The following is a 22,217-nucleotide window of genomic DNA, read 5'->3' as shown; positions in this document are numbered from 1 at the left end:
CGAGGGATCGGCGGCCCGGCTCACCCGCTTCGAGGCCGAAAGTCCCTTACCCCAACCGAGCCGGCTGGCCATGATGAAGCCATGAGTGATGAGGCGGTCGAAGTCGTTTCGTGGGATCCCGAGGAGCACACCGATCTACCCGGCTTCGCCCATGGGCTCAGCCGCTACGGCAGCCACTGGTTCGATGTCGGCGTGTCGATCGTGCCGGGGGAGACTCCCGCGCTGGAGGCTCTCGACAAGGTCTTCGCCAAGCTGAAGGAACTCATCATCGCTGAGTCCCCGACCATCTCGTATTTCAGCGTCGACGTGCGGGTCGCATCCCAGACGCCGGTGCCCCACCCGAAGTAAGCGCCGGGCTAGACGCGCAGCGCCGCGGCCAGCGCCGACAGCGGGATGTGGGCTTGGACGGTGCCGCCGTCCATGAACCACTGCATGGTCCCGGGCGCGAAATCGATTGGCTCGTCGTGGCCCACCGGATAGTCCGGCAGATAGAGGATCAGTTCGTCGGGGGTGATGGCCCACGCCTTGTAGCCACCGGAGTACACCTTGTCCGGAGTCCAGCGACCGGCGACGAACGGATAACTTCCGGGGGTGTGCGCCGGGGGTGCCTGATCGAGCGCGGCTTCGATATAGGGCCGCCCCAGCGACGGAATCGTGGTGTGGGGATCGGAGACCACGTCGGAGAGCCGCAGTCGCCGCCCACTGGCCGTGTCGAAGGTGAAGGTGCGATAGGCGTTGTTGGGCTGGGGTCCGTCGGCGTGATAGTCCTCGTGGAAGACCACGCTGAGCAGGGTGCCGTGGCGGTAGATCTGGTAGTTCTCCTCGCCGAAGCTGTCGGCCACCATGTGCGCGCCCACGGTTGTCCAGTTGGTCACCAGGGTGCGCAGATAGTCGCGCACCACCGGGCCTGTCGCCGGGTCGTCGACGAGTTCGCCGGGCACCGCAACCTTGATGTCGCGGACGGCATTTCGTTCGGAGGTCACCGCGGTGTGGCAGTACTGGCCGTCCCAGTCACCGCCCAGCTCGCCGCAGAAGGATGCGGCGGACGCCCACGCGGGGGCCGCACCGGAGACCACCGTGGCACCCAGCAGCACCACCGTCGCCGCGAGTCTGATCAGCATCGACACCGCGACCCGGCTCAGAGCAGCTGCACTTTGCTGGCCAGCCAGCGACCGTCGACCTTCTCCATGGTGATCTTGATTCTGCTGCGGTCGATGCGCGGATCGGGCACCGCCGCGTTGGTGACGGTCTGATCGATGAAGACCAGCACCACAACCTTGTTCGTGGACTCGGACTGAATCGCCGAATCCACCACCACGCCGTGTGCGGTCGCCTTGTTGTCGATCAACAGCTGCCGAAGCTGCACGCTGGATTGGGTGTACATGTCCTTGAACTCCCCGGTGGCGCCGTCGAGCACCTCGCGGAAGTTCTGGTCGACGTTGGTCGAATCGATGCTCGTCAACACCTGGGCGTAGGCCAGGGCGGCCTGCAGGGCTTGTTGACCGGCCTGCTCGACTTGGTGCTCCTGCCACTGCCGCCAGCCCAGAAAGCCGGAAACCGCAAGCGAGACAACCAATAACACCGGAAGCACACTGCGGCGCAGATACCGGCCCCACGGCCGGCGGGCCTTGCCGGGCCCATCCTCGGCATCCTGCTCGTCGGCGTCTTTGGTTGCGACGTCGGTCTGGTCGTCCTCGGTATCGAGGTCGTTCTCGGTCGTGGTAGCCACCATCGTCTCCTTGGCTGCGGGTCTCAGTGCGGCGGTTCTATCGGAAGGACGGGCCCGCCGTAGGGGGTGGGAATGGTGTAGCGGCCCGGTGGTGTCGGATCGGTGCGGCGCCCCAGGTCCGCCCCGGGCGGCGGACCGGCGGTGTCGTCACCGGCTGGTCGTGGTGCGTTCTTGGCGCCGCGTATCCCGACCGCGGGATCGTCGTCGCGGCAGTAGGTGTACATGAAGGGCTCGGGATAATCGGCGGCCGACGGTGGAGAAGCCGGTGTGCCGTAGTCGCAGGCGTAGCGGGGGTAGAAATCGGCCGTGGCCCAGATGCCGTTGTCGTGGATGGTGCTGTTCAGGGCGTCCAGCAGCGATCCGCGGTAGTCGGGGAAGAGCGCGTTGAGCGCCGGCACCCGCAGGTAGAGAAGCTGCGCACTGGTGACGGTGCTGCCCAGTAGTTGCACCATCGTCTCGGAATTGTCGGCGAAGAGGGTGTCGACGGCCGACAGGGTCTGCGGTGCCCGGTTGATCAGGCGGCGGTAGCCGTCCCGCATCCCGGCCACGCCGGTCAGCGTCTGATCCAGCTCGCTGGTCATCGCGGTCAGGCCGGCGTTCTTGTCGGCGGCCAGGTCCAGCACCACCCGGCTGGTCTTGATCAGGCTGGTGGTCTCGGGCAGCACCGAGTCCAGGGTGGAGAGCAGGAATGTGCCGCCGTCGACGATGGCGGCCAGCTTGCGCGGGCCCTGATCGGACAGGCTCAGCTCCCGTTTGATGACCGCCATCTTGCGGGGATCGACCTGCGCCAGCATGCCGTCGGCGTCGGAGAGGAACTGCGCCATGCTCAACGGGACGGTCGTCCGGTCCGGCCCGACGGTGCTGCCGCCGTGTAGGTAGGGCCCGTCGTCGGAGTCGGCTTCGAAGTTGAGGGTCTGCTCACCGCCGGCGGACAGCGCCGAGACGTGCACGACGCTGGACGCCGGAATCTTCACCGTCGAGGTGATGTCGGCGACGGCGTTCACCCCGCCACCGGTGATCTGCAGTGACTGCACCTGGCCGATGCGGACCCCGCGCAGCGCGACGTCTTGATGGGGAAGCAGCCCACCGGAATCCGGCAGCTGCACGGTGACCCGGTACGACGACGCGAACGGCGTCACCCGCAACGCTCCGGCCAGCAGGTACGCGGTCGCCAGGATCAGGGTCAGGCCCAGCCCGGCGACCGATAACCAGGTCTGACGCTGGTGGGCCGCCCGCACCACCCGGACGACGGCGTTGGCGATCGTGTCGATCATGGCGGCGGCGCCGGTGCTAGCGGGTCCGTCGCGGCGGGGGGCGGGGCGGTCGTGATCGCCCCGGGGATGTCAGGATCCGGAATCACCGGAACCTGAGGTGAATTCGGCCCGCGGCCCACCACCCGTTCCTGCAGACGCCACAGCGTGTACTTCAAGGAGCCGGCGAACTGATTCCAGTTGTAGCGATGGGGTCCGTGCAGGCCGCTGTCGCCGGGGAAGCCGATATCGGGTATCGATCCGAGCACCAGTCGGTCGAGGCTGCCGCTGCCGGCGACGGCGAAGCCGGACGTCGCCTTGATCAGCGGCGGCAGCATCCGGTTCAGTGCCAGCCAGCTGGTATCCGGGCTCACCGCAACGTCGTTGAAGGCTCCGGCGACGGTGTTCAGGTCGGCGATCATGCTGCGCCCGCTGGTGTCGGTGCCCCCGATCGACGGGAACCTGGCCAGCAGCGCCGCGGTGTCACCGGCTTGCACGGCCAAATCGGACAGTTGGGCGGTGTTGGCGGCCAGGGCGTCGGTGGCGGGGCCTGCGGCGGCCATCACCTCGGTGATGCTCTGTTCCTTGGCGTTGAGCTGGTCGGCCAGGCGCGATATTTCGGTCATCGCGGTTGACATCTGCCCGGACCGCGAATCCAGCGTGCCCAGTAGCTGATTCGACTTGCGGATCAGGTCTGCCAGTGCCTGGCCCCGGTCACCGGTCGCCCGGCCGAAACCGTTGATGATGTTGGTGAAGTTGCGGATCGATCCGCCGTTCACCAGCACTGCCGCCGAGCTCAGCATCGACTCGACCGTCGCCGCCGACGCCGTCGAGTCCAGCCCGATGGTGTCGCCGTCGCGCAACAGGGGTGTGTTCGGCCCGGGTGCCGGCGGCGGCTGCAGGGCGACGAAGACGTCGCCCAGCGGTGTCGCCGTCCGCAATTCGGCGGTACTGCCCACCGGCAGCTGCACTCCGGTGCTGATCCGCAGCGTGGTCACGGCGGTGTAGTTGCGGGCGACCATCGACTCGACCTGGCCGACGTCGGCACCGGCCAGTTTTACCTTGGCCTTGGCCGGCAGGTTCAGCGCGTTGCCGAACACCGCGGTCAGCCGATACCCCGCCGAATCCAGCCCGGGGGCCGGAAGGGGAACGCTGGCCAGCCCGTTCGTGGCGCATCCCGAACTGACGACGGCGGTGGCCAGGACAACGGCGAGCGCGGCTCGGCCCCGGGTGGCCATCACTTCTGTCCCATCGCAGCCATGCCGTCCAGCACGTAGGTCAGCCCGAAATCGGGCCCGAAGTCCTGCAAGGTTCCGGTGCTGCAACCCAGCTGCCGCAGGCCCATCAGGTTGCAGACCTCCTTGGTCCACTGGCTGTCGAAGACAATCTTGTCGACGAGCGCGTGGCCGCGCACGGCGCCGTTGGCCTGGTCGATGCTGTTGTAGATGTTGTCGGCGACCATCGGTGCCAGGTCAAGCAATTCGGCCATCTCGCGTTGGTTGTCGGTGGCGGTCTTGGCCAGCGTGTTGCCGTTGCGCAGGGCTTGTTTGATGGAGTCGCGGTGGGTGTCCATGAGGTCGGCGGCCTGCTGGGCCAGTTGGTCGAGTTTCTTTCCGGTGCTACCGGTGCCGATGTCCTCGTCGGCCAGGATCTGGCTGGCCAGGTGCAGGGTCGACGCGAACTCCCGCAGCTTGGCGTCGTTGGCGGCGGCAGCCGCGAATAGCGAGCTGACGTTGCCGACGATGCTGGTGATCTGCTCGCGGGTCTGGGCGCCGCCGTCGCTGCTCAACCTCAGCGCGGTGGACAGCTGGTCGAGCGCGTGCTTGATCTGTGCGCCGTTGCCGTCGACGGCCGCCGCGCCGCTGTTGATCACGTCGGCCAGCGGACCGCCGCCCTGGCCGTCACCGCCCAGCGATTTGGTCACCCGGTCCAAAACGCCGAGCACCCGGCTGAATTCGACCGGTGTCCTGGTGCGGGTCAAACCGATGGTGTCGTGGTTGCGCAGGGTCGGCCCGTCCCGGTAGGGCGGGGTGAGCTCGATCTGGCGGTCGGTCAGAATCGACGTGGACACCGTGACGGCCTGGACGTCCACGGGGATCTTGACGTCGCGGTCGACGGTGAATTCCACCTCGACATAGCCACCGCGCGGGGTGATCTTGGTGATGGTGCCGACCGGCATGCCCAGCACCGCCACCACATTGCCCTCGTACAAGCCTGAGGCGCTGTCGAATTGGGCGGTAACGGTGATCGGCTCTGGCTTGGCACCCCAATACCACCATCCGATGCCGACCGCGGCGAGCACGGTCAGCACGGCCGCGGCGATGGCGGCGATTCGGATTCCGGTTCTCGCCCTGGCGCTCACTTGCAGTCCTTGAAATACGGGATCATGCCGAACTGCTGTGCGCGGCCGCTGATCGCGCACATCCACGAATCGACGAGGGCGCCACCGGATGCGGTGAAGTTCACGGCGTTGCCGTCGCCGCTCATATTGGCGATCTGGCGCAGCATGACGGGACTGACCTGCAGGATGTTGCGCAACAGGTCGTCGTGCTCGGCGATGAGGTTGGTGAGCTCGCGGGTGTCCCGGACCAGAGCGTCCACCTGGGGCCGGTCGGTGACGACGATCTTGTCCAGGATCTCGACGAGACTGGTCAGCGATTGCATCATCGCGTGGAAAACCACACGGCGCGCGACGAATTGGCCCAGCAGGTCCTGCCCCTGGTTGACCAGGGTGCCGAGGTTGGCCTGCTGGCTGCGCAGCGTGTTGGTGACCTGCTCGGTGCTGCGCAGGAGCTGGCCGAGCTGGTCGCGGCGCTGCGCGATGATCGAGGACAGCGTGTCGATGTTGGCCATTGCCTGCGGCACCACGGCGGGCATGCCTTCGAGTTGCTTGCCCAGCAGGCTCAGTGACTGGGCGAACCGGTCGGAGTCCACCTGCTCGAAGGTGGTGGTGGCGTCCTTCAAGGCGGCCTGCAAGTCGTAGGGAACTTCGGTGTGCGCCAGGTCGAAGGTGCTGTGGGGAAGGGAGCCGTCACCGGCGGGCTCCAGCGCGAGGTACCGCGAGCCGAGGATGGTGGCCACCTTGATGACGGCCCTGGAATCGTCGCCCAGCGCAATGTCCTCGCGGATCTTCAAGCCTGCCTCGACGTGGTCACCGGCCAGCTTCATGCTGCTGATGGTGCCGACCGGTATGCCGGCGACGGTGATCGGGTTGCCGACCCGCAGCGCGGCCGCCTGCAGGAATTCGGCGGTGTAGTGCCGGAACCCGACGCCGACGGTGTGGACGATGACCATCGCCGCGATCACCACCGCGACCACCGCAACGGCGATGAACCCGAGCCAGGTCTTGTTGTAGCTCTCCAGCGGCCGGGATCGCCAGCGCCCCAAGCTTGATTCAGCCATTGCCGGTGTTCCTGCACTTCGGCGTGTGCTGGGCCTGGCCGCCCGGGGTGGCGGCGTTGACGATGATCGGCACGACGTCGTTGAGGCCGGGGAAGAATCCGAGGATGTTCGCATCGCAGGCGTACCCGTTGCCGTAGGCACCCTGGTTGCCCATCCGGGTGAGTCCCTTCAAGACCAGTGGGATGTTGTCGGCGAAGAACGCGACCTGGGGTTCGACGCTGAGCAGGTGCTGCACCGTGCCGGGCTGGCGTTCGATGAGTTGGGTGAACGACGGGTACACGTCGTTGGCCGATGCCGAGAGGCGGTTCATCACCCGCGCCATCGACCCAGCCGCCGCAACGAGTTCCGGCCGGCGCGCGTCGAGGGCGGCGACGGTGTCATGGGCGGAGGTGATGATGCCGTCGAGGTTGGCGTTCTGCATTGCCAGGTTGGACACCACCTGGTTGAGGTTGGTGATCACCTCGCCCAGCGCCTGATCCTTGCCGGCGAATGTCTCGGTGAGCGTGGTGGTCTGGGTGATCAGGGTGGCCAGCGAGGCGGTGTCGCCCTGGAGCGACTGGATCAGCGCCTTGGTGAGGTTGTCCGCGTCGCGGGGGTTCAGCAGGCTGAACAGCGGCTCATAGCCGTTGAGGAGCGCGGTCACGTCGAAGGACGGCTCGGTGCGCTCCGGCGGGATCACGCTCCCGGGTGCCAGCCGTTCGGGGCTGCCCGCCGAGCCCAGCGACAGGCCAAGGTAGCGCTGCCCGACGATGTTCTGGTAGGTCACCGAGGCCACGGTGTTGCCGAACAGCGGCTGGTCGTCCTGGACGACGAACGACACCCTGGCCAGTTTCCCGTCGAGGTCGATCTTTTCGACCCGACCCACGCGCACGCCGGCCATCCGGACGTCGTCGCCCTCCCGGAGGCCATACACGTCGGTGAACACCGCCGAGAAGGACGACGTGTTGCCGGCCACGTCCCGTCGCAGGCTGACGTAGACCAGCCAGGTGACGGTCAGGGCGGCGACCATGAACAGTGACAGGCCGATCAGCGGCGCGCGGAATTTCACCTCGGCCCTCCGGCGTCGGGGGAGTGGGTCAGCGACACCGTGGTGCCGCGGGCGACCGGGCCCAGCAGCAGTTCGGTGGCTGCCGTTGCGGGCCCGCCGGTGATGACGCTCAACGCGTTTCGTTCCTGTTGGCTACCGACGGGCCCGACGGTACCGCCGAACGACGATGGCGTGATCGAGGCGTTGCCGGGGTCGGCGCTGCCCGGCACCGGCGGGGAGGGGGTCATCCCGGGCGGCAGCGGCGGGTTGGGGTCTTGCAGGTTGGGGATCGGGTTGATCAGCGGTGGACCGACGGCGATCAGGTTGCCGTCGGCCCCGACGACGGTTCCCGGTGGCGGCGCGAGGTCCTTGGGTGGTTGATAGTTCTGCGGCAGAAGCACTTCCGGCAGATCCGGGCGGACCGCAACCAGGGGCGCGGTGTAGCAGCTGGGCCCCTTCAGTTCGCCGTACCGCGGGCAGTCGGCGCGGGTGTAGGAGTACGACGGGGTGAATGCGATGTTGACCCGCGCGTTGGCCACCGCACGGTCCGGCATCCACACCTCATTCATGAACCGGTCCGCCAGGTTATCCACCTTGACCGCGGCCGGCAGGAAGACGTGGGACTTCAATGCCAATACACCCAGGACGGGAGTGAAGTCGGTGGTGATACGGATCAGTTGGTCGACGTGGTTGGTGAGCGCCTGGTGGGTGGTGCCGAGAGTGTGATCCAGGCCGGACAGCAGGGTGGTCAGTTGCCCGCGCGTCTCGGCGAAGGTCTGCATCGGTACGACGGCTTGGTGTAGTGCGTCGACGAGGTCGGGCGCCGTAGCCTGCAGGCCGCGGGTCGCTTCGACCAGTGCGGACAGCGTCGAGGGGCCGGCGTCGGTACTCACGATCGAATTGAGTTGGTCGAGAAGGCGGTTCAGGCTCTTGCCGGCATCCACCAGCGCGACCCGGCGACGGTCGGTGGCCGTGGCGACCGCGGCCATGATTCCGACGGACTTGTCTTCCCGGCCGCGCCCGGTCGCGGCGAGCAGGTCGCGCAGCTTGCTGATGGTGGTCTGGAAGAGCACGGTCGGCAGCGCGGTGTCTTCGGGGATGTGCGCGCCGGGCCGGATCATGCCGTCGCGGCCCCCGGAACCGTTGTCCACCAACTGAACCGAGGACACAGCGAAGATGTTGCTAGGCACCACCCGGGCGCTGACCCCGGCCGGGATCGAGGCGGCATACTCGGGTTTGAGATCGATCCGGACGTAGTTGGGCCGTCCGTACGCGGCGGGAACCACGTTGTTGACCGTGCCGACGAGCAGCCCGTGGTATTTCACGTCGGACTTCTCCGGCAGGCCGTCGCCGACGTTGACCAGATCGGCGACGACGTGGACGTACTCGTTGAGCCGGCCGGTCGATTTGTACAGCAGCGCCGCGGTTATCAGGCTCGCCACCACGAGAACGGCTATGCCGCAGGCCAGTAGCTGTCGATCGGAGGGTCCGCGCCCGTCCAGCTCGAGGGAATTGGCCATCAGCCGCCGAACCTTGCGCCCGAGTCGACGCCGTAGAGCGCCATGGTGAGCAGCATGTTCACCATGATGATCACGGTGATACTGGCCCGCATACCGTGCCCGGCGGCCACCCCCACGCCCGCCGGGCCGCCGCTGGCATAGAAGCCGTAGTAGCACTGGATCGTGGAGGCAATCCACACGAAGACGATGGCCTTGAGCAACGAGTACACGATGTCCTTGCCGGCCAGCATCATCGAGAAGTAGTGCAGGTAGGAGCCGGTCGAGCCGCCGCCGGACAGGCTCACCACGAGTTCGGTGCTCAGGTAGCTGATCGCCAGGCACGCGGCGTAGAGCGGGACGATCGCCACCACCGAGGCCATCAGCCGGGTGGTCACCAGGAACGGGATCGGCCGAATGGCAAGGGACTCCATGGCGTCGATCTCTTCATTGATGCGCATCGATCCCAGCTGGGCGGTGAACCGGCAGCCGCCCTGGATCGCGAACGCCATCGAGGCCATCAACGGCGCCAGCTCGCGGGTGTTGACCAACGAGGAGACGAAGCCGGTCGCTGGCCCCAGACCGAGCAGGTCGAGGAAGTTGTATCCCTCGATGCCGACGAGCGCGCCGACGCTGATGCCGAGGACGACGGCCACCCCGGCGGTCCCGCCACCGGTGACCAGCGAACCGTTGCCCCAGGTGATGTTGGACAGCAGCCGCAGGAATTCGGCGCGATAGTGGCGCATGGCGATCGGCGCGGCGACCAGCGCCCGAATGAAGAAGACCAGCATGTGCCCGACCTTGACGATCGGTCGGGTGGCCCTGCGGTACAGCCGGGCCACGCGCTGTGCGATCGGCGCCAGGGGCAGGTAGGTGGAGGTCGTCACGTCACAGTCCGGTCCGGGGCGTGAGCATGACGTCGAGCTGGCTGATCGCGACGTTGACGATCATCAGCACCAGGATCGCCTCGACCACCGCGGCGTTCACCGAGTTGGCCACCCCGGTCGGTCCGCCCTTGGTGGACAGCCCTTTCTGGCTTGCGACGACGGCGACGATGGCGCCGAAGATGACGGCCTTGCACAGCGCCAGGGTCATGTCCGCCGGTGTCGCGAACGAGGCGAAGGTGGCCACGAAGCTGCCGGGGGCACCATTTTGGAAGTACACGTTGAACATGTAGCTGGCGAAGAAGCCGACGAAGCACACCACACCGGTCAGCGCGAAGCTGGTCATGATCGCCGCGGCGAAGCGGGGTACCACCAGCCGGCGGATGACCGAGATGCCCATCACCTCCATGGCGTCGGTCTCCTCCCGCATCGTCCGGGAGCCGAGGTCGGCGGTCATCGCCGAGCCGACCGCCGAGGCCATCAGCAGGGCGGCCACCAGCGAGGCGCCCTGCCGGACCACCGCGAGACCACTGGCTGCTCCCGCCAGCGAGGTGGCGCCGACCTGGCCGGCCATCAACGCGAACTGCACCGAGAGCGTCACGCTGATCGGCAGCGCCACCAGGATCGTGGGCAGCACCGCGGTTCCGGCCATGAAGGCGCTCTGCCGGACGAACTCCTGCCACTGGAAGCGGCCGGTGAACAGGTCCAGGAAGAAGTACTGGATGGTGCGCACGCCGAGGACGAATTGCTCGCCGACCGTCGTCAGTGCCGCGAGCGGGTGACGCCGGACATACCCGACGGCCCAATCCTCGATCGCTTCGATCCCGTCAGAGTCGCGATCGACAAGGACGTCGGTGAGGACAACGGGCTCTTCGCGGGCGGTCATCGTTCCGTGACCGGCAGTGCCTGTAGCAAACCCATCCTAACGATCATCCAGCGCTATGAACAGGGGTGATGCCCTCGCGTGAGCAAATTATTGCTGGCGGGCACCGGCGGAACAGTGAGCTGAGCTTACAGATTTGATGGGCACCGAGATGGCCTTTTGCCGAAGGTGGATGACCGGCGGTGGGCAGTTCCTGTCCGGTACCTCGGCGAGACGGCAACATGTGCGTCAATATGGTTTGCAGTTGCGAGGTCTCGGGCGTTGCGGGCCACCAGTACAGGAGTTGTCCGATGGTTCTTGAGCGGTCATCCGGCGGCAGCCCTGGATTGCTCCGGCGGGCATCGAGTAGCTATGTCGGCCGGGTCGGTGGGCTGGCGGTGGCCTTGGGCATCGGTGCGGCGATTTCCTCGATGCCCGCCGCGTGGGCGGATGCCCCGGGTCCGGCGGCCTCATCGTCCGGGTCGAGCGCTGGGCCGAGCGCCAAGCCGCACGTCGCGCCGTCGACGGCGGGACCGAAGCGGTCGCCGAGGTCCAGCGCGCGCGTATCGCGGTCTGCGGGTCCAGCTGACTCGTCGACGAAGGCGAAGTCGGGGACCGCCGCGTCGCCGAGGGCGAAGTCGGCGACCGCCGCGTTGCCAAGGGCAGCCTCGAATCCGATCGGGGATCTCGTCGGCGTCTTCATCGGCAACGGCACGGCGGCCCATCCTGATGCCGGGATTCTGGCAGGCAACGGCTACTCGTGGACGGCTCAGACGTGCCCGCAGGGCGGCTGTGCTGGCGGCAGGGCCGGGCTGATCGGCAACGGCGGTAACGGTTTCGGCGGTGGCAACGGCGGTTCGGCGGGCTGGTTCGGCAACGGTGGCGCCGGCGGTGCCGGGATCAGTGGCTACAACGGCGGCACCGGCGGGGCCGGTGGTACGGGCGGCGTGATCACCGGCAACGGTGGCGCGGGCGGAGCGGGTGCCAACGCAGCTGTCGCCGGGCAGGCCGGTGGCAAGGGCGGCAACGGCGGCGATTCCGGGTTGCTGTCGGTGGTCGGTGCCGGTGGCCGCGGTGGCGCCGGGGGCAACGGCGCCGATGGCACGACCGGGGCGGACGCCACGGAGCCCGGGGGTACCGGTGGCAACGGAACGGTCGGTGGGGCCGGGGGCGCGGGCGGCAGCGGCGGGAGCGGCAGCTGGCTGTTGGGCCTGGGCGGCGCCGGCGGCGCGGGCGGTAGGGGCGGCGTCGGGGGAGACGGCGGCAATGGCGCCGGCGGCACCGATGGGCAGCTGGCCGGCCCGAACGGCGGCCGGGGTGGTGCGGGTGGCACCGGCGCGGCGGGCGGGGCGGGCGGCGCGGCCGGCCAAGCGGGGACCGGCCGGATCCTGTTGTTGATCAACAACTTTGGCGTGGGTGGCGACGGCGGTGACGGCGGCCTTGGCGGCGCGGGTGCGAGCGGCGGGGTCGGTGGCAATGGCTTCGACGCCGCCCAATTGGCCGACGGTAGCCGGGGCGGCACTGCCGGCGCCGGCGGGAATGGAGGTAACGGGGGCGCCGGCGGCGCAGCGGGCGCGGCCGGCGGAAGCGGTGGCGCTGCGGGTGTCGACGGCAACGGCGGTGTCGGCGGCGACGGTGGCGACGCCGGTATGGCCGGTGACGGCGCCTCGGGGGCCTTCGGCGGGTCGGGGACGCAGTTCGACCGCGACGGCCAGAACGGCGGCAATGGGGGCAGGGGCGGCGACGGCGCCAGTGGGGGCGCCGCGGGCGCCGGTGGATTCGGCAACGGTGGCGCAGCGGCGGGCGGGACCCGCGGTGCGGCCAGCAACGGCGGCAACGGTGGTGCGGGCGGCGCCGGCGGCAATGGCTTCGATGCCACAGCCCTCACTGATGGCAGCCGCGGTGGACACGGCGGCCGGGGCGGCAACGGCGGCCAGGGCGGCAGGGGTGGTGACGGCGGCTCCGGCGTTGCGGGCAATGGCGGCAACGGCGGCGCTGGGGGGCTGGCCGGCAATGGCGGCAACAGTGCTGCCAGCGACCCGACATTCGCGCTCAACAACGGCAACGGCGGCAATGGCGGCAACGCCGGCATCGGCGGCGACGCCGGCTGGGGCGGTGACGGCGGTAACGCGGCTGCAGGTGGCACGAACGGATCCGGCGGTAACGGTGCCGACGGGGGTAATTCCGGTCTGGCCGGATCCGGGCGCGCCGGCGCCGACGGCACCGCCCTGCATCCCGATGGCGGCAATGGCGGCAACGGTGGCACGTACTACTCGTTGCCACCCTGGACCGGCCTTGCCGGGCAGGGTGGGGTTGCCGGCAAAGGCGGCACCGGGGGCGGTGATGGGGCTGCGGGCAACCTGGGCGACGGGCCCGACAACTACTCCCAGTGGCCCGAGACCGGTAATGGGGGCAATGGTGGCGACGGTTTCAGCACGACGTCGGGCGATGGAGGAAACGGCGGCAAGGGTGGTTCTGGGGGGCTCATCGGAGTAGGTGGCAACGGGGGCAACGGTGGTTCCAGCACCGACGGCAACGGTGGCAACGGCGGCGCCGGTGGGGACTCGTCGGGCGACCACACCGAGGGCGGTGCCGGCGGCAACGGCGGCAGTGGAACCCAGATCGGGCCCGATGTGCGAGTGGTCGGGGGCCGGGGCGGTCGAGGCGGCAGCGGTGGCGAGATCGGTGGCGACGGCGGCAACGGCGGTGCTGCGACAGCGATTGGCACCGGCGCCATCGCGATCGCCGGCGCCGGCGGTGACGGCGGGAGCCCGTTGACGGCCTATCTGGGAACCGAGGCCGGATCCGGCGGAACCGGCGGCCGGGCAACCGCGACCGGAATGAATGCGGTCGCCCAGGGCGGCGACGGCGGCAACGGCGCCAACAACAACGGTTCGGCCGGTTCGAACGTCGGGGAAGGTGTGGGCGGCTACGGCGGTGACGGTGGCAACGCTTCCGTCGACGGTACGTCCGCGCGCGCCAACGGCGGCAACGGCGGCAACGGCGGCAACGCGCTTCCCGACGGTGTCGGGCGGTCCGGCGGTAAGGGCGGCTCCGGTTCCGCGGTCGGCGTCGGCTCGAGTTCGAGCGACGGCAGCCCCGGCTCCAATGGGCAGCCGTGACGGCCAAACCCCTGAAATGACGGAAACCCTGCCGTGGCAGGGTTTCCGTACTGTGCGCCGTCAGGGTTTCGAACCCCGGACCCGCTGATTAAGAGTCAGCTGCTCTACCAACTGAGCTAACGGCGCGAACCGCGTCAGCGACAATAACAAACACCGCCGCCGAAGGTGAAATCCCGTGGTCAGCGCCGCCGGTATTTACGCCTCGCCAGAGGCGTCCCACTGCCCTTAGACTGTTGCCAAGTATCCCCAGCAATCACACAGCGAGCGAGGTAGAGAGCGGTATGTGGCAGGTCGGCTCGGTTAACCGGAGGCGGTATCGGGTCCGGCTGGCCGCGCTCGCGCTGATTCCAGCCCTTGTGGTCGGCCTCAGCGCCTGCGGCAGCGAGCCGGCGCCCGCGCCGGTCAAGGTCATCGCCGACAAGGGCACCCCCTATGGCGACCTGCTGGTGCCCGAGCTGACGGCCTCGGTCAAGGACGGGGCAGTCGACGTCGCCGTCGACCGGCCGGTAACGGTCAGCGCCACCGGGGGCGTGCTCGGCTCGGTGACGATGGTCAACGAAGCCGGCAATCAGGTGTCGGGCAAGCTCAGCGCCGACGGCGTGACGTGGTCGACCAGCGAGCCCCTGGGCTACAACAAGAGCTACACGCTCAGCGCCCAGTCCCTGGGGCTCGGCGGGGTTACGACCGAGAAACTCTCGTTCGAGACCCAGTCGCCGGAGAACCTGACGATGCCCTACCTGCTGCCCGGTGACGGGGAGGTCGTCGGCGTCGGGCAGCCGGTCGCGGTGCGCTTCGACGAGAACATCCCGAACCGGGCGGCCGCCGAGCGGGCGATCAAGGTGACCACCAACCCGCCGGTCGAGGGTGCGTTCTACTGGCTGAACAACCGTGAGGTGCGCTGGCGCCCACAGAATTACTGGAAGCCGGGCACCACCGTCGACGTCGCGGTCAACACCTACGGCGTGGACCTCGGCGACGGCCTCTTCGGCCAGCAGAACCTGACATCGCACTTCACCATCGGCGACGAGCTGATCGCCGTCGCCGATGACGACACCAAGACCCTGACCATCCGGCGCAACGGCGAGGTCATCAAGACCATGCCGATCTCGATGGGCAAGAACAGCACCCCCACCAACAATGGCGTCTACATCGTCGGCGACCGGTTGTCGCACATGATCATGGACTCGTCGACCTACGGCGTCCCGTCCAACTCACCGAACGGCTACCGCACCGAGGTCGACTGGGCCACCCAGATGTCCTACAGCGGCATTTACGTTCATTCGGCGCCGTGGTCGGTCGGTGCGCAGGGCTACTCCAACGTCAGCCACGGCTGCCTCAACGTCAGCCCGAGCAATGCGCTGTGGTTCTACAACAACACCAAGCGCGGCGACATCGTCGAAGTGGAGAACACCGTCGGCTCGATCCTGCCCGGCACCGACGGTCTGGGCGACTGGAACATTCCGTGGTCGCAATGGAAGGCGGGCAACGCCAACGCCTAGCGGTGGTGCGGCTCGCGGTACCTGCGCACGAAGGCAAGCACGCGGGGTGCCAGCCGCGGATAGGGCAGTGTGCTCCCCAGCTCGCCGATGCAGTCCTGGCGGCTCTGCAGTTCATGCACGCCTTTGCCGCCGTCGAACCTGCTGATCATCTCTTCGATGATCGCCACGTCGCCAGCGACGTCGGGGTACATGATCGAGTCCAACTGACCTTGCAGCGCAGTGATTTTGGGCTGGACCGCGGCGACCATGTCCAGCACGCTGGGATCGCCGGGCATCGCGTCCAGCTCGGTGCGGGTGAGCCCTCTGGTCTTCGTCTGCGCGGTGAAGCGCAGCATGGCGTTGCGGTCCATGCGGACATTCACCTCCGACTCGCCGTGCCGCCGCGGGGTGAACTCGTACCAACAGGCGTTGACGGCGCCGTCCTGTAGCGCGGTGCGCAGGATCTCCAGCCAGCGGTAGCCGAACGACGATCGGGTCAGGTCGGTGAACAGCTCCCTGACCGCCCGAGTCGGGGCGCTGTCGTGGCCGAAGGCCCGCACCGCGGTGTTGATCGTCTGTTCCCGGTGGATCTGCAGCGCGGTGGTGAAAGAGATCAGCGCCGAGCGAATCTTGCGCTCGCATTCGTCGGTGGCGTCCTCGTCCAGCACCGTTATCCGCTCGGAGCGCAGATCCCCGGCGATGGCGTGCACCACGGCCGTCAGCTCATCGTGCTGATCGCAGATGTGTTGCAGCAGCTCCCTGTCCAGCATCCGGCGAAGCCGGTCATAGGCCTCGCGATACCGCCTGTTCTCGGCCGCGCTCAGCAGGCAGGCGCGGTCGAAGAGGATCCCGATGTCCAGGCTCGAGTCGTCGCCTTGGTCAGCCGACTCCTTGGCGGAGCGCAGGCTGGCCAGTGCGGTCGCGCTGCGGGCGCGGACCGCGTCCGCCGGCGGCAGGCCCTCGGCCAACCAGCGCTCGCACTCGACTTTGACGTCGGTGAGCCGGCGGCTCAGCGAGGTGTGTACCGCCGACAGGGTGAGTCGGTCCCGGGCATCGGGTGTGCTGTAGTAGGCGAGGGTGGCCGACGCGGTCTCGTGCGCCAGAGCTTGGAGTACGTCGAGAACGACGAGCATGGCGGGGCTGGGTGCCGGCGGGGGATCGGCCACGACGGCGCTGTGCCAGATCTGCCGGGCGTCCTCGCACAAGGTGAACGGATCGTCGGCGTCGATGGCACCTAGCGCCGAAACCAGCGCGCACAGCCGGTCGTCCCATACGCCGAGAAGCTGAGTTCCTCCGGAATCCGGGAACCCCCCGGACACATCGATAGCGGTACCCGCCATGTATCCGCCCTCCCCAGCCGAACCATGTCGCTGATCCGACGGTAGTCCGACCAGTGCCGGCTATTCCGGTTACGACACAGTATTTCCAGAACGCGCAGTCTCAATCCTGTGCCACACCGCGTGTGACCACGTCGTGACCGGGCCCCGGGTCACAAAAAAGTCAGGGAGCCCACAAAGGGCTCCCTGACTTGGTAGGGGTGGCTGACGGGACTCGAACCCGCGACAGCCAGGATCACAACCTGGTGCTCTACCAACTGAACTACAGCCACCATTGCCGCCCCGAAGAGCGGCGCCGTCGATACTAGCCGCTTTCGGGCCCGACAGCCGAATCGGTATCGCCGACCTGGTCGATCTCGGCCGCTGCGACGGCAATCTCGCTCGTCGACGGACCCGGCAGCGGCACGAACGCTGTCCGCCGGTAGTACTTGAGCTCGCGGATCGACTCCTGGATGTCGGCCAGCGCCCGGTGCGCCAGTCCCTTTTCCGGCTGGCCGTAGTAGATCCGCGGGTACCAGCGCCGGCACAGCTCCTTGATCGAGCTGACGTCGATCATCCGGTAGTGCAGGTAGTTGTCCAGGGTGGGCATGTCGCGCGCGATGAAGCCGCGGTCGGTGGCGATCGAGTTCCCGGCCAGCGGGGCGGTCTTGGCCTGCTTGACCTGGGTGCGGATGTAGTCCATGACCAGGGCCTCGGCGGCGGTCACGTCGATGGTCGAGGCACGCACCTCCTCGGTGAGCCCCGATCGGTGGTGCATCTGGGCGACGACCTCGACCATCCCGTCCAGCGCCTCGTCGTCGGCGTGGATGACGACGTCGATCCCCTCGCCGAGCACGTTGAGTTCGGCATCGGTCACCAGCGCCGCGATCTCGATGAGCTTGTCGGTCCGCAGGTCCAGGCCCGTCATCTCACAATCGATCCACACCAATTCATCACGCACAGCGCTCAACAGTAAGCCCATCTCGGTCACCGCAGCGTTCCACCCGTTCTTGGCCGGGCCGGGCAAGTAGTGTCTTAGCGGCCATCACGTGAGCAATGACGGAGGTTGCGGCCCATGACCAGCGAATCGACGGCGACTCCTGCCCAGCAGATCGCGGCTGGCTACGCCACCACCGGCGACGCGCTCGAACTTGGCTCGATCATCGTCGATGGCGTCGTCGATCCCGCCGCGCAGGTCCGCATTCCGCTGGCCATGATGAACCGCCACGGCCTGGTCGCCGGGGCCACCGGTACCGGCAAGACCAAGACCCTGCAGGTGATCGCCGAGCAGCTCTCGGCCGCCGGCGTGCCGGTGATGATGGCCGACGTCAAGGGCGATCTGTCCGGGTTGTCCCGGCCGGGGGAGGCCAGTGAGCGAACCCTGCAGCGGGCCAAGGACACTGGCGACGACAACTGGACCGGGGCCCCGTTCCCGGTCGAATTTCTCTCGCTGGGCACCGGCGGCCTCGGCGTCCCGGTCCGCGCGACGATCTCGGCGTTCGGGCCGATCTTGCTGTCAAAGGTGTTGGGGCTCAACCCCACTCAAGAGTCGACGCTCGGATTGATCTTCCACTGGGCCGATCAGCAGGGCCTGCCGCTGCTGGACCTGAAGGATTTGCGTTCGGTGATCACCTACCTCACCAGCGATGAGGGCAAGGAGACGCTCAAGACCATCGGCGGGGTGTCGTCGCAGACCGCCGGGGTGATCCTGCGGGCGCTGGTCAACCTGGAGGCCGACGGCGGCGCGACATTCTTCGGCGAACCCGAACTCGATCCGGCCGACCTGCTGCGCGTCGACGCACAGGGCCGCGGTGTGATCAGCCTGCTCGAACTCGGCGACCAGGCCGCCCGTCCGGTGATGTTCTCGACGTTTCTGATGTGGGTGCTGGCCGACCTGTTCACCTACCTGCCCGAAGTCGGCGACATCGACAAGCCGAAGCTGGTGTTCTTCTTCGACGAGGCCCACCTGCTGTTCAAGGACGCGTCCAAGGCCTTTCTGCAGCAGGTCGAGCAGACGGTCAAGCTCATCCGGTCCAAGGGGGTGGGCGTCTTCTTTTGCACCCAGCTGCCCACCGACGTCCCCAACGATGTGCTGTCCCAGTTGGGTGCGCGCATCCAGCACGCGCTGCGGGCGTTCACCCCCGATGACCAGAAGGCGTTGTCCAGGACGGTGCGTACCTACCCGAAGACGCAGTTCTACGACCTGGAATCCGACCTGACGTCGCTGGGCATCGGCGAGGCCATCGTCACCGTGCTCTCCGAGCGGGGCGCGCCGACGCCGGTGGCGTGGACCCGGCTTCGCCCGCCCCAGTCCCTGATGGACACCATCGGCCCGGACTACATCAAGGCCTCAGCCCAGTCCAGCCCGCTGTTCCTCAAGTACGGCCAGACCATCGACCGCGAGTCGGCCTACGAGATGCTGGCCGCGAAGCTGGCGCCCCCGCCCGAGGAGCCCAAGGACCTGCCACCTTTGCTGCCGACCGGCGTCGACCTGCCACCGATGCCCAGGCGGGTGGAGAAGGCCGAGCCCGGCGTGCTCGACCAGGTGATGAACAGTCCGGCCTTCAAGAGCGCGATGCGCTCGGCCGGGACGGTCATCGGTCGCGAGATCACCCGCAGTATCTTCGGGACCGCCAGGCGCAAGCGCTAGTTACTCCCCGCCGAGCTTCTTGTAGACCGCACCCACGATCGGCGTGACGATGGCCCGGGGCGCATACCCCGACGCCACCGACATGGCCTTGGAGGTCACACCCGGTACGACGCGCATCTTGTTGTGCTCCAAGCCATCCAGCGACAGTCGCGCCGTGTACTCGGTGTCGATCCACAGGAAGTCGGGGATCAACCGTTCCACCAGTGACTGCTCGGCCGGGTCGGGCAGCTCGGTGCGCACCGGCCCGGGTGCCAGCAATGTCACGTGCACCCCGGCCTTTTTCACCTCACCGCGCAGCGACTCGCTGAAGGTGTTGGCGAACGCCTTGGTCGCGGCATAGGTCGCATTGTTCGGGATGGGGGAGTTGCCCGCCGCCGACCCCGAGATCAGGATGCCGCCGGCCCCGCGCGCCACCATCCGCGGCAGCACGGCCAGCACCAGGTCGTGCACACCGAGCACATTGAGCTGCACCTGCGCCTTCTCGCCCTCGGGGTCGAGCTTCTCGACGGGCCCGAACGTCGCCGTGCCCGCGTTGGCGCACAGGATCGAGATGTCCCGGCCGGACAGCTCGTCGGCGAACGCCGTCCGCGCCTGCGGGTCGGCCAGGTCGACCGCACGCACCTCGACCACCACGCCGTAGCGCTCGGTGAGCCGGGCGGCCAGCTCGGCGAGCACCTCGCCGCGCCGAGCCGTGATGATCAGGTTGTGACCGCGGGCGGCGAGCTCGGTGGCCAGCGCCTCGCCGATGCCCTGGGAGGCACCGGTGACGACGGCGCGGCTGTCCGGTGAGGGAGCGGGTACTGGCATGCGGCAATCGTAGGGGGCTGGATAGTGTGACCGGCATGACCACGCCCCCGTCGGTTGCCCAGACCGCCGGCCGGTCGAAGATCCTGGCCTGGGCGATGTGGGACTTCGGCGCCATCGGCATGGTCGCCATCGTGGGCACCTTCGTCTTCCCCGTGTATCTGACGAGCACCGTCGCCACCGGCCTGGGCGGTGACACGTCGCCGGCCAGCTGGCTGGGCCGGTCCCTGACGGTCGCGGGCGTGATCGTCGCGCTGTTGGCCCCGCTGACCGGTGTCCTGGTCCAGGCGCCGCACCGGCGGCGTACGGCACTGACCCTGCTGACCGGCCTCGCGGTGCTGTCGACGGGTGCGATGAGCCTGATCCGCGCCGAGCCGGCCTACTTTGCCGCGGGTCTGACGTTGCTGGCGCTGACGATGGCCTGCGGCGACCTCGCCAGCGTCCCGTACAACTCCATGCTCAAGCAGCTGACCACCCCGCAGAACGCCGGACGCATCTCCGGACTGGGCGCTGGTGCCGCCTTCTTCGGCAGCGTCGTCATGCTGCTGCTGGTCTACGTCGGCTTCATCGCCGGCAGTGGCCCGCACCGCGGCCTGCTGGGGATCTCCGCCGACGACGGCCTGAACGTCCGCGCGGCGATGGTCATGACGGCCGTCGGCTTCGCGCTCTGCGCCTTGCCCCTGTTGCTCACCGCGCACACGTTCACCGCGCCGGTCGACCCGGATCTGCGTCCGGTCAGCCTGCTCGGCGGCTACCGCCGGCTCTGGGAGGACCTGCGGTCGGAGTGGAAGCGCGACCGCAACCTGGTGTACTTCCTGCTGGTGAGCGCGGTCTTCCGGGACGGGCTGGCCGGGGTCTTCGCGTTCGGCGCCGTGCTGGGTGTCAACGTCTACGGCCTCTCGCAATCCGACGTGCTGATCTTCGGTGTCGTCGCCTCCACGGTGGCGGCGGCGGGCGCGGTGATCGGCGGGCACTTCGACGACCGGATCGGCGGCAAGCCGCTCATCGTGGGCTCGCTGACCGCGATGATCGTCGTCGCGGTAGCGATGCTGAGCCTGTCCGGACCGGTGGCGTTCTGGGTCTGCGGGCTGATGCTGTGCATGTTCATCGGCCCGATCCAGTCGGCGTCGCGGACGCTGCTGCTGCGCATGTCCAGCCACGGCAAGGAGTCGGTGGCGTTCGGCCTCTACACGATGACCGGGCGCGCGGTGGCGTTCCTGGCGCCGTGGATGTTCTTCGTCTTCGTCGACGCGTTCCACGCCGATCGCGCCGGCCTGGGCGGTTTGTGCATGGTGCTGGCCGCCGGGCTGCTCGGAATGCTGGCCGTGCGGGTGCCCGGCCGCGAGCGCGCGAGTCGGGTCTAACCCGCGCCGGTGCAGATGGTGAGCCCGCGGCCGGTGCGCTGGCGGACCGATACCCCGTTCACCGAGACGCTGCAGGTGACGTCGCGCCCGACGTTGACCACCGCCACGCTGGCCGAACCGCGCGCCGGCGCCGACAGGCTCACCTCTTTGCTCCACGGCAGCATCACGTTGAACTCGGTCTGCATGATGCCGCCGGTGTCGACGTAGGTGATGTTGATCGCCCGGCCATCGCCGGTGACGTTGTAGACGACGGTATCGGTGCCCGTCGGGCTGGCACCCGTGCCGGGAAGGGTCGGGGTGCCGGGGGCGGTGCTCGGCGACGGCAGCGGGGACAGTGTCGGTGACGGCAGCGAAGTCGTCGCCCGGGGGGTCGACGGCGTCTCCGAGAGCGGGGGCAGCGGGGCCACCACCGTGGACTCCCGGGCCGAGCTCATCACGATCACCAGGGCGATCACCAGCCCGATGACGAGCAACACCGCCACGGCGGCGGCGATCCACAACCACTTCGGCGACTTGGGCGGTCCCGGGGGCGGTTGCGGCGGCTCGCCCGGCGGATAGCCGCCATGCTGCCAGTAGGACGGCAACTGCTCGGTCGGCTGTGTTCCCGGCGGGACTCCGGGCTGACCGTAGGCCGGTGAACCGTAGCTGGGTCGGTAGTACTGACCGGCGTAAGCGGGATCGTTGCTCGGCGCGTAGCCGTTGCCGGCCGCCTGCGTCGGTTCAGACCACTCTGGTCGACGCGGATCGTTCATGCCCACCTCATGCTTGCAGGCTACGCGTGCGGCAGCCCCTCGTCTTGGCCTGTCGGCTCGACAATGTGTTTACCACCGGTG

At 68.3% G+C, this 22,217-nt stretch carries 20 protein-coding genes and 2 tRNA genes; 5 read left to right on the top strand and 17 right to left on the bottom strand.

Features of this window, described 5'->3' with window-relative positions:
* Positions 1-81: 81 nt before the first annotated feature.
* Entirely contained in the window at positions 82-348 is a 267-nt protein-coding gene (locus tag ADBZ9K_RS08605; RefSeq protein WP_526619657.1) for a hypothetical protein, read from the top strand.
* Positions 349-356: 8 nt separating this feature from the next.
* On the opposite strand, the gene ADBZ9K_RS08600 is transcribed toward ADBZ9K_RS08605, so the two are convergent.
* From ADBZ9K_RS08600 to ADBZ9K_RS08550, 11 genes are all read right to left on the bottom strand, one after another.
* On the bottom strand, positions 357-1,121 hold the full coding sequence (locus tag ADBZ9K_RS08600; RefSeq protein WP_526619656.1) for a mannan-binding protein: 765 nt from the start codon (positions 1,119-1,121) through the stop codon (positions 357-359).
* Positions 1,122-1,138: 17 nt separating this feature from the next.
* Positions 1,139-1,732: an Rv1363c family protein gene (locus tag ADBZ9K_RS08595; protein ID WP_526619655.1), complete on the bottom strand. Its 594-nt coding sequence runs from the start codon at positions 1,730-1,732 to the stop codon at positions 1,139-1,141.
* A 20-nt stretch (positions 1,733-1,752) separates the two neighbouring features.
* A complete protein-coding gene (locus ADBZ9K_RS08590) occupies positions 1,753-3,003 on the bottom strand; it encodes an MlaD family protein (RefSeq protein WP_526619654.1) in 1,251 nt (416 codons plus the stop codon).
* Positions 3,000-4,217 (bottom strand): MlaD family protein, encoded by a 1,218-nt coding sequence (locus tag ADBZ9K_RS08585; protein WP_526619653.1) that lies wholly within the window; start codon positions 4,215-4,217, stop codon positions 3,000-3,002. Before ADBZ9K_RS08585 ends, ADBZ9K_RS08590 begins: the two co-directional genes overlap by 4 nt.
* Positions 4,217-5,341 carry an MCE family protein gene (locus tag ADBZ9K_RS08580; protein ID WP_526619652.1) on the bottom strand — a complete coding sequence of 375 codons (1,125 nt, stop codon included), beginning with the start codon at positions 5,339-5,341 and terminating at the stop codon, positions 4,217-4,219. Before ADBZ9K_RS08580 ends, ADBZ9K_RS08585 begins: the two co-directional genes overlap by 1 nt.
* A complete protein-coding gene (locus tag ADBZ9K_RS08575) occupies positions 5,338-6,381 on the bottom strand; it encodes an MCE family protein (protein WP_526619651.1) in 1,044 nt (347 codons plus the stop codon). The genes ADBZ9K_RS08580 and ADBZ9K_RS08575 overlap by 4 nt, the downstream gene beginning before the upstream one ends.
* Complete coding sequence (locus ADBZ9K_RS08570; protein ID WP_526619650.1) at positions 6,374-7,429, bottom strand: MlaD family protein; 1,056 nt, start codon at positions 7,427-7,429, stop codon at positions 6,374-6,376. The genes ADBZ9K_RS08575 and ADBZ9K_RS08570 overlap by 8 nt, the downstream gene beginning before the upstream one ends.
* Positions 7,426-8,928: an MlaD family protein gene (locus ADBZ9K_RS08565; RefSeq protein ID WP_526619649.1), complete on the bottom strand. Its 1,503-nt coding sequence runs from the start codon at positions 8,926-8,928 to the stop codon at positions 7,426-7,428. Before ADBZ9K_RS08565 ends, ADBZ9K_RS08570 begins: the two co-directional genes overlap by 4 nt.
* Positions 8,928-9,791, bottom strand: coding sequence for an MlaE family ABC transporter permease (locus ADBZ9K_RS08560; protein WP_526619648.1), 864 nt, complete (start codon positions 9,789-9,791; stop codon positions 8,928-8,930). The genes ADBZ9K_RS08565 and ADBZ9K_RS08560 overlap by 1 nt, the downstream gene beginning before the upstream one ends.
* 1 nt (position 9,792) lies before the next feature.
* Positions 9,793-10,674 (bottom strand): MlaE family ABC transporter permease, encoded by an 882-nt coding sequence (locus ADBZ9K_RS08555; RefSeq protein WP_526619647.1) that lies wholly within the window; start codon positions 10,672-10,674, stop codon positions 9,793-9,795.
* Between the two features lie 346 nt (positions 10,675-11,020).
* Positions 11,021-11,353, bottom strand: coding sequence for a hypothetical protein (locus tag ADBZ9K_RS08550; protein ID WP_526619646.1), 333 nt, complete (start codon positions 11,351-11,353; stop codon positions 11,021-11,023).
* Between ADBZ9K_RS08550 and ADBZ9K_RS08545 the strand changes: the two genes are divergently transcribed.
* Entirely contained in the window at positions 11,304-13,772 is a 2,469-nt protein-coding gene (locus ADBZ9K_RS08545; RefSeq protein ID WP_526619645.1) for a PE family protein, read from the top strand. The genes ADBZ9K_RS08550 and ADBZ9K_RS08545 overlap by 50 nt on opposite strands.
* Positions 13,773-13,825: 53 nt before the next feature.
* Here the strand turns inward: ADBZ9K_RS08545 and ADBZ9K_RS08540 are convergent.
* Positions 13,826-13,898 (bottom strand) — tRNA-Lys (locus tag ADBZ9K_RS08540).
* A 155-nt stretch (positions 13,899-14,053) separates the two neighbouring features.
* On the opposite strand from ADBZ9K_RS08540, the gene ADBZ9K_RS08535 reads away from it, so the two are divergent.
* The gene (locus ADBZ9K_RS08535) at positions 14,054-15,271 is read left to right on the top strand and encodes an Ig-like domain-containing protein (protein ID WP_526619644.1); all 1,218 of its coding nucleotides are present in this window, start codon (positions 14,054-14,056) and stop codon (positions 15,269-15,271) included.
* On the opposite strand, the gene ADBZ9K_RS08530 is transcribed toward ADBZ9K_RS08535, so the two are convergent.
* From ADBZ9K_RS08530 to orn, 3 genes are all read right to left on the bottom strand, one after another.
* Positions 15,268-16,590 (bottom strand): hypothetical protein, encoded by a 1,323-nt coding sequence (locus tag ADBZ9K_RS08530; protein ID WP_526619643.1) that lies wholly within the window; start codon positions 16,588-16,590, stop codon positions 15,268-15,270. The two genes, ADBZ9K_RS08535 and ADBZ9K_RS08530, sit on opposite strands and share 4 nt — an antisense overlap.
* 196 nt (positions 16,591-16,786) lie before the next feature.
* Positions 16,787-16,859: transfer RNA gene (locus ADBZ9K_RS08525), tRNA-His, on the bottom strand.
* 32 nt (positions 16,860-16,891) lie between these two features.
* A complete protein-coding gene (orn, locus tag ADBZ9K_RS08520) occupies positions 16,892-17,527 on the bottom strand; it encodes an oligoribonuclease (RefSeq protein ID WP_526619642.1) in 636 nt (211 codons plus the stop codon).
* Positions 17,528-17,641: 114 nt separating this feature from the next.
* Between orn and ADBZ9K_RS08515 the strand changes: the two genes are divergently transcribed.
* Positions 17,642-19,216 carry a helicase HerA-like domain-containing protein gene (locus ADBZ9K_RS08515; protein ID WP_526619641.1) on the top strand — a complete coding sequence of 525 codons (1,575 nt, stop codon included), beginning with the start codon at positions 17,642-17,644 and terminating at the stop codon, positions 19,214-19,216.
* Here the strand turns inward: ADBZ9K_RS08515 and cmrA are convergent, their stop codons facing one another.
* Positions 19,217-20,023 (bottom strand): mycolate reductase, encoded by an 807-nt coding sequence (cmrA, locus tag ADBZ9K_RS08510; protein ID WP_526619640.1) that lies wholly within the window; start codon positions 20,021-20,023, stop codon positions 19,217-19,219.
* Between the two features lie 35 nt (positions 20,024-20,058).
* On the opposite strand from cmrA, the gene ADBZ9K_RS08505 reads away from it, so the two are divergent.
* Entirely contained in the window at positions 20,059-21,384 is a 1,326-nt protein-coding gene (locus ADBZ9K_RS08505; protein ID WP_526619639.1) for an MFS transporter, read from the top strand.
* Here ADBZ9K_RS08505 and ADBZ9K_RS08500 read toward each other — a convergent pair.
* Positions 21,381-22,136 (bottom strand): MmpS family transport accessory protein, encoded by a 756-nt coding sequence (locus ADBZ9K_RS08500; RefSeq protein ID WP_526619638.1) that lies wholly within the window; start codon positions 22,134-22,136, stop codon positions 21,381-21,383. The two genes, ADBZ9K_RS08505 and ADBZ9K_RS08500, sit on opposite strands and share 4 nt — an antisense overlap.
* Positions 22,137-22,217: the final 81 nt, after the last annotated feature.

The organism is Mycobacterium sp. (assembly GCF_965229265.1).
Lineage (GTDB): Bacteria > Actinomycetota > Actinomycetes > Mycobacteriales > Mycobacteriaceae > Mycobacterium.
The sequence above is the reverse complement of the archived record's forward strand: the minus strand, read 5'-3'. Positions and strand labels throughout refer to the sequence as shown.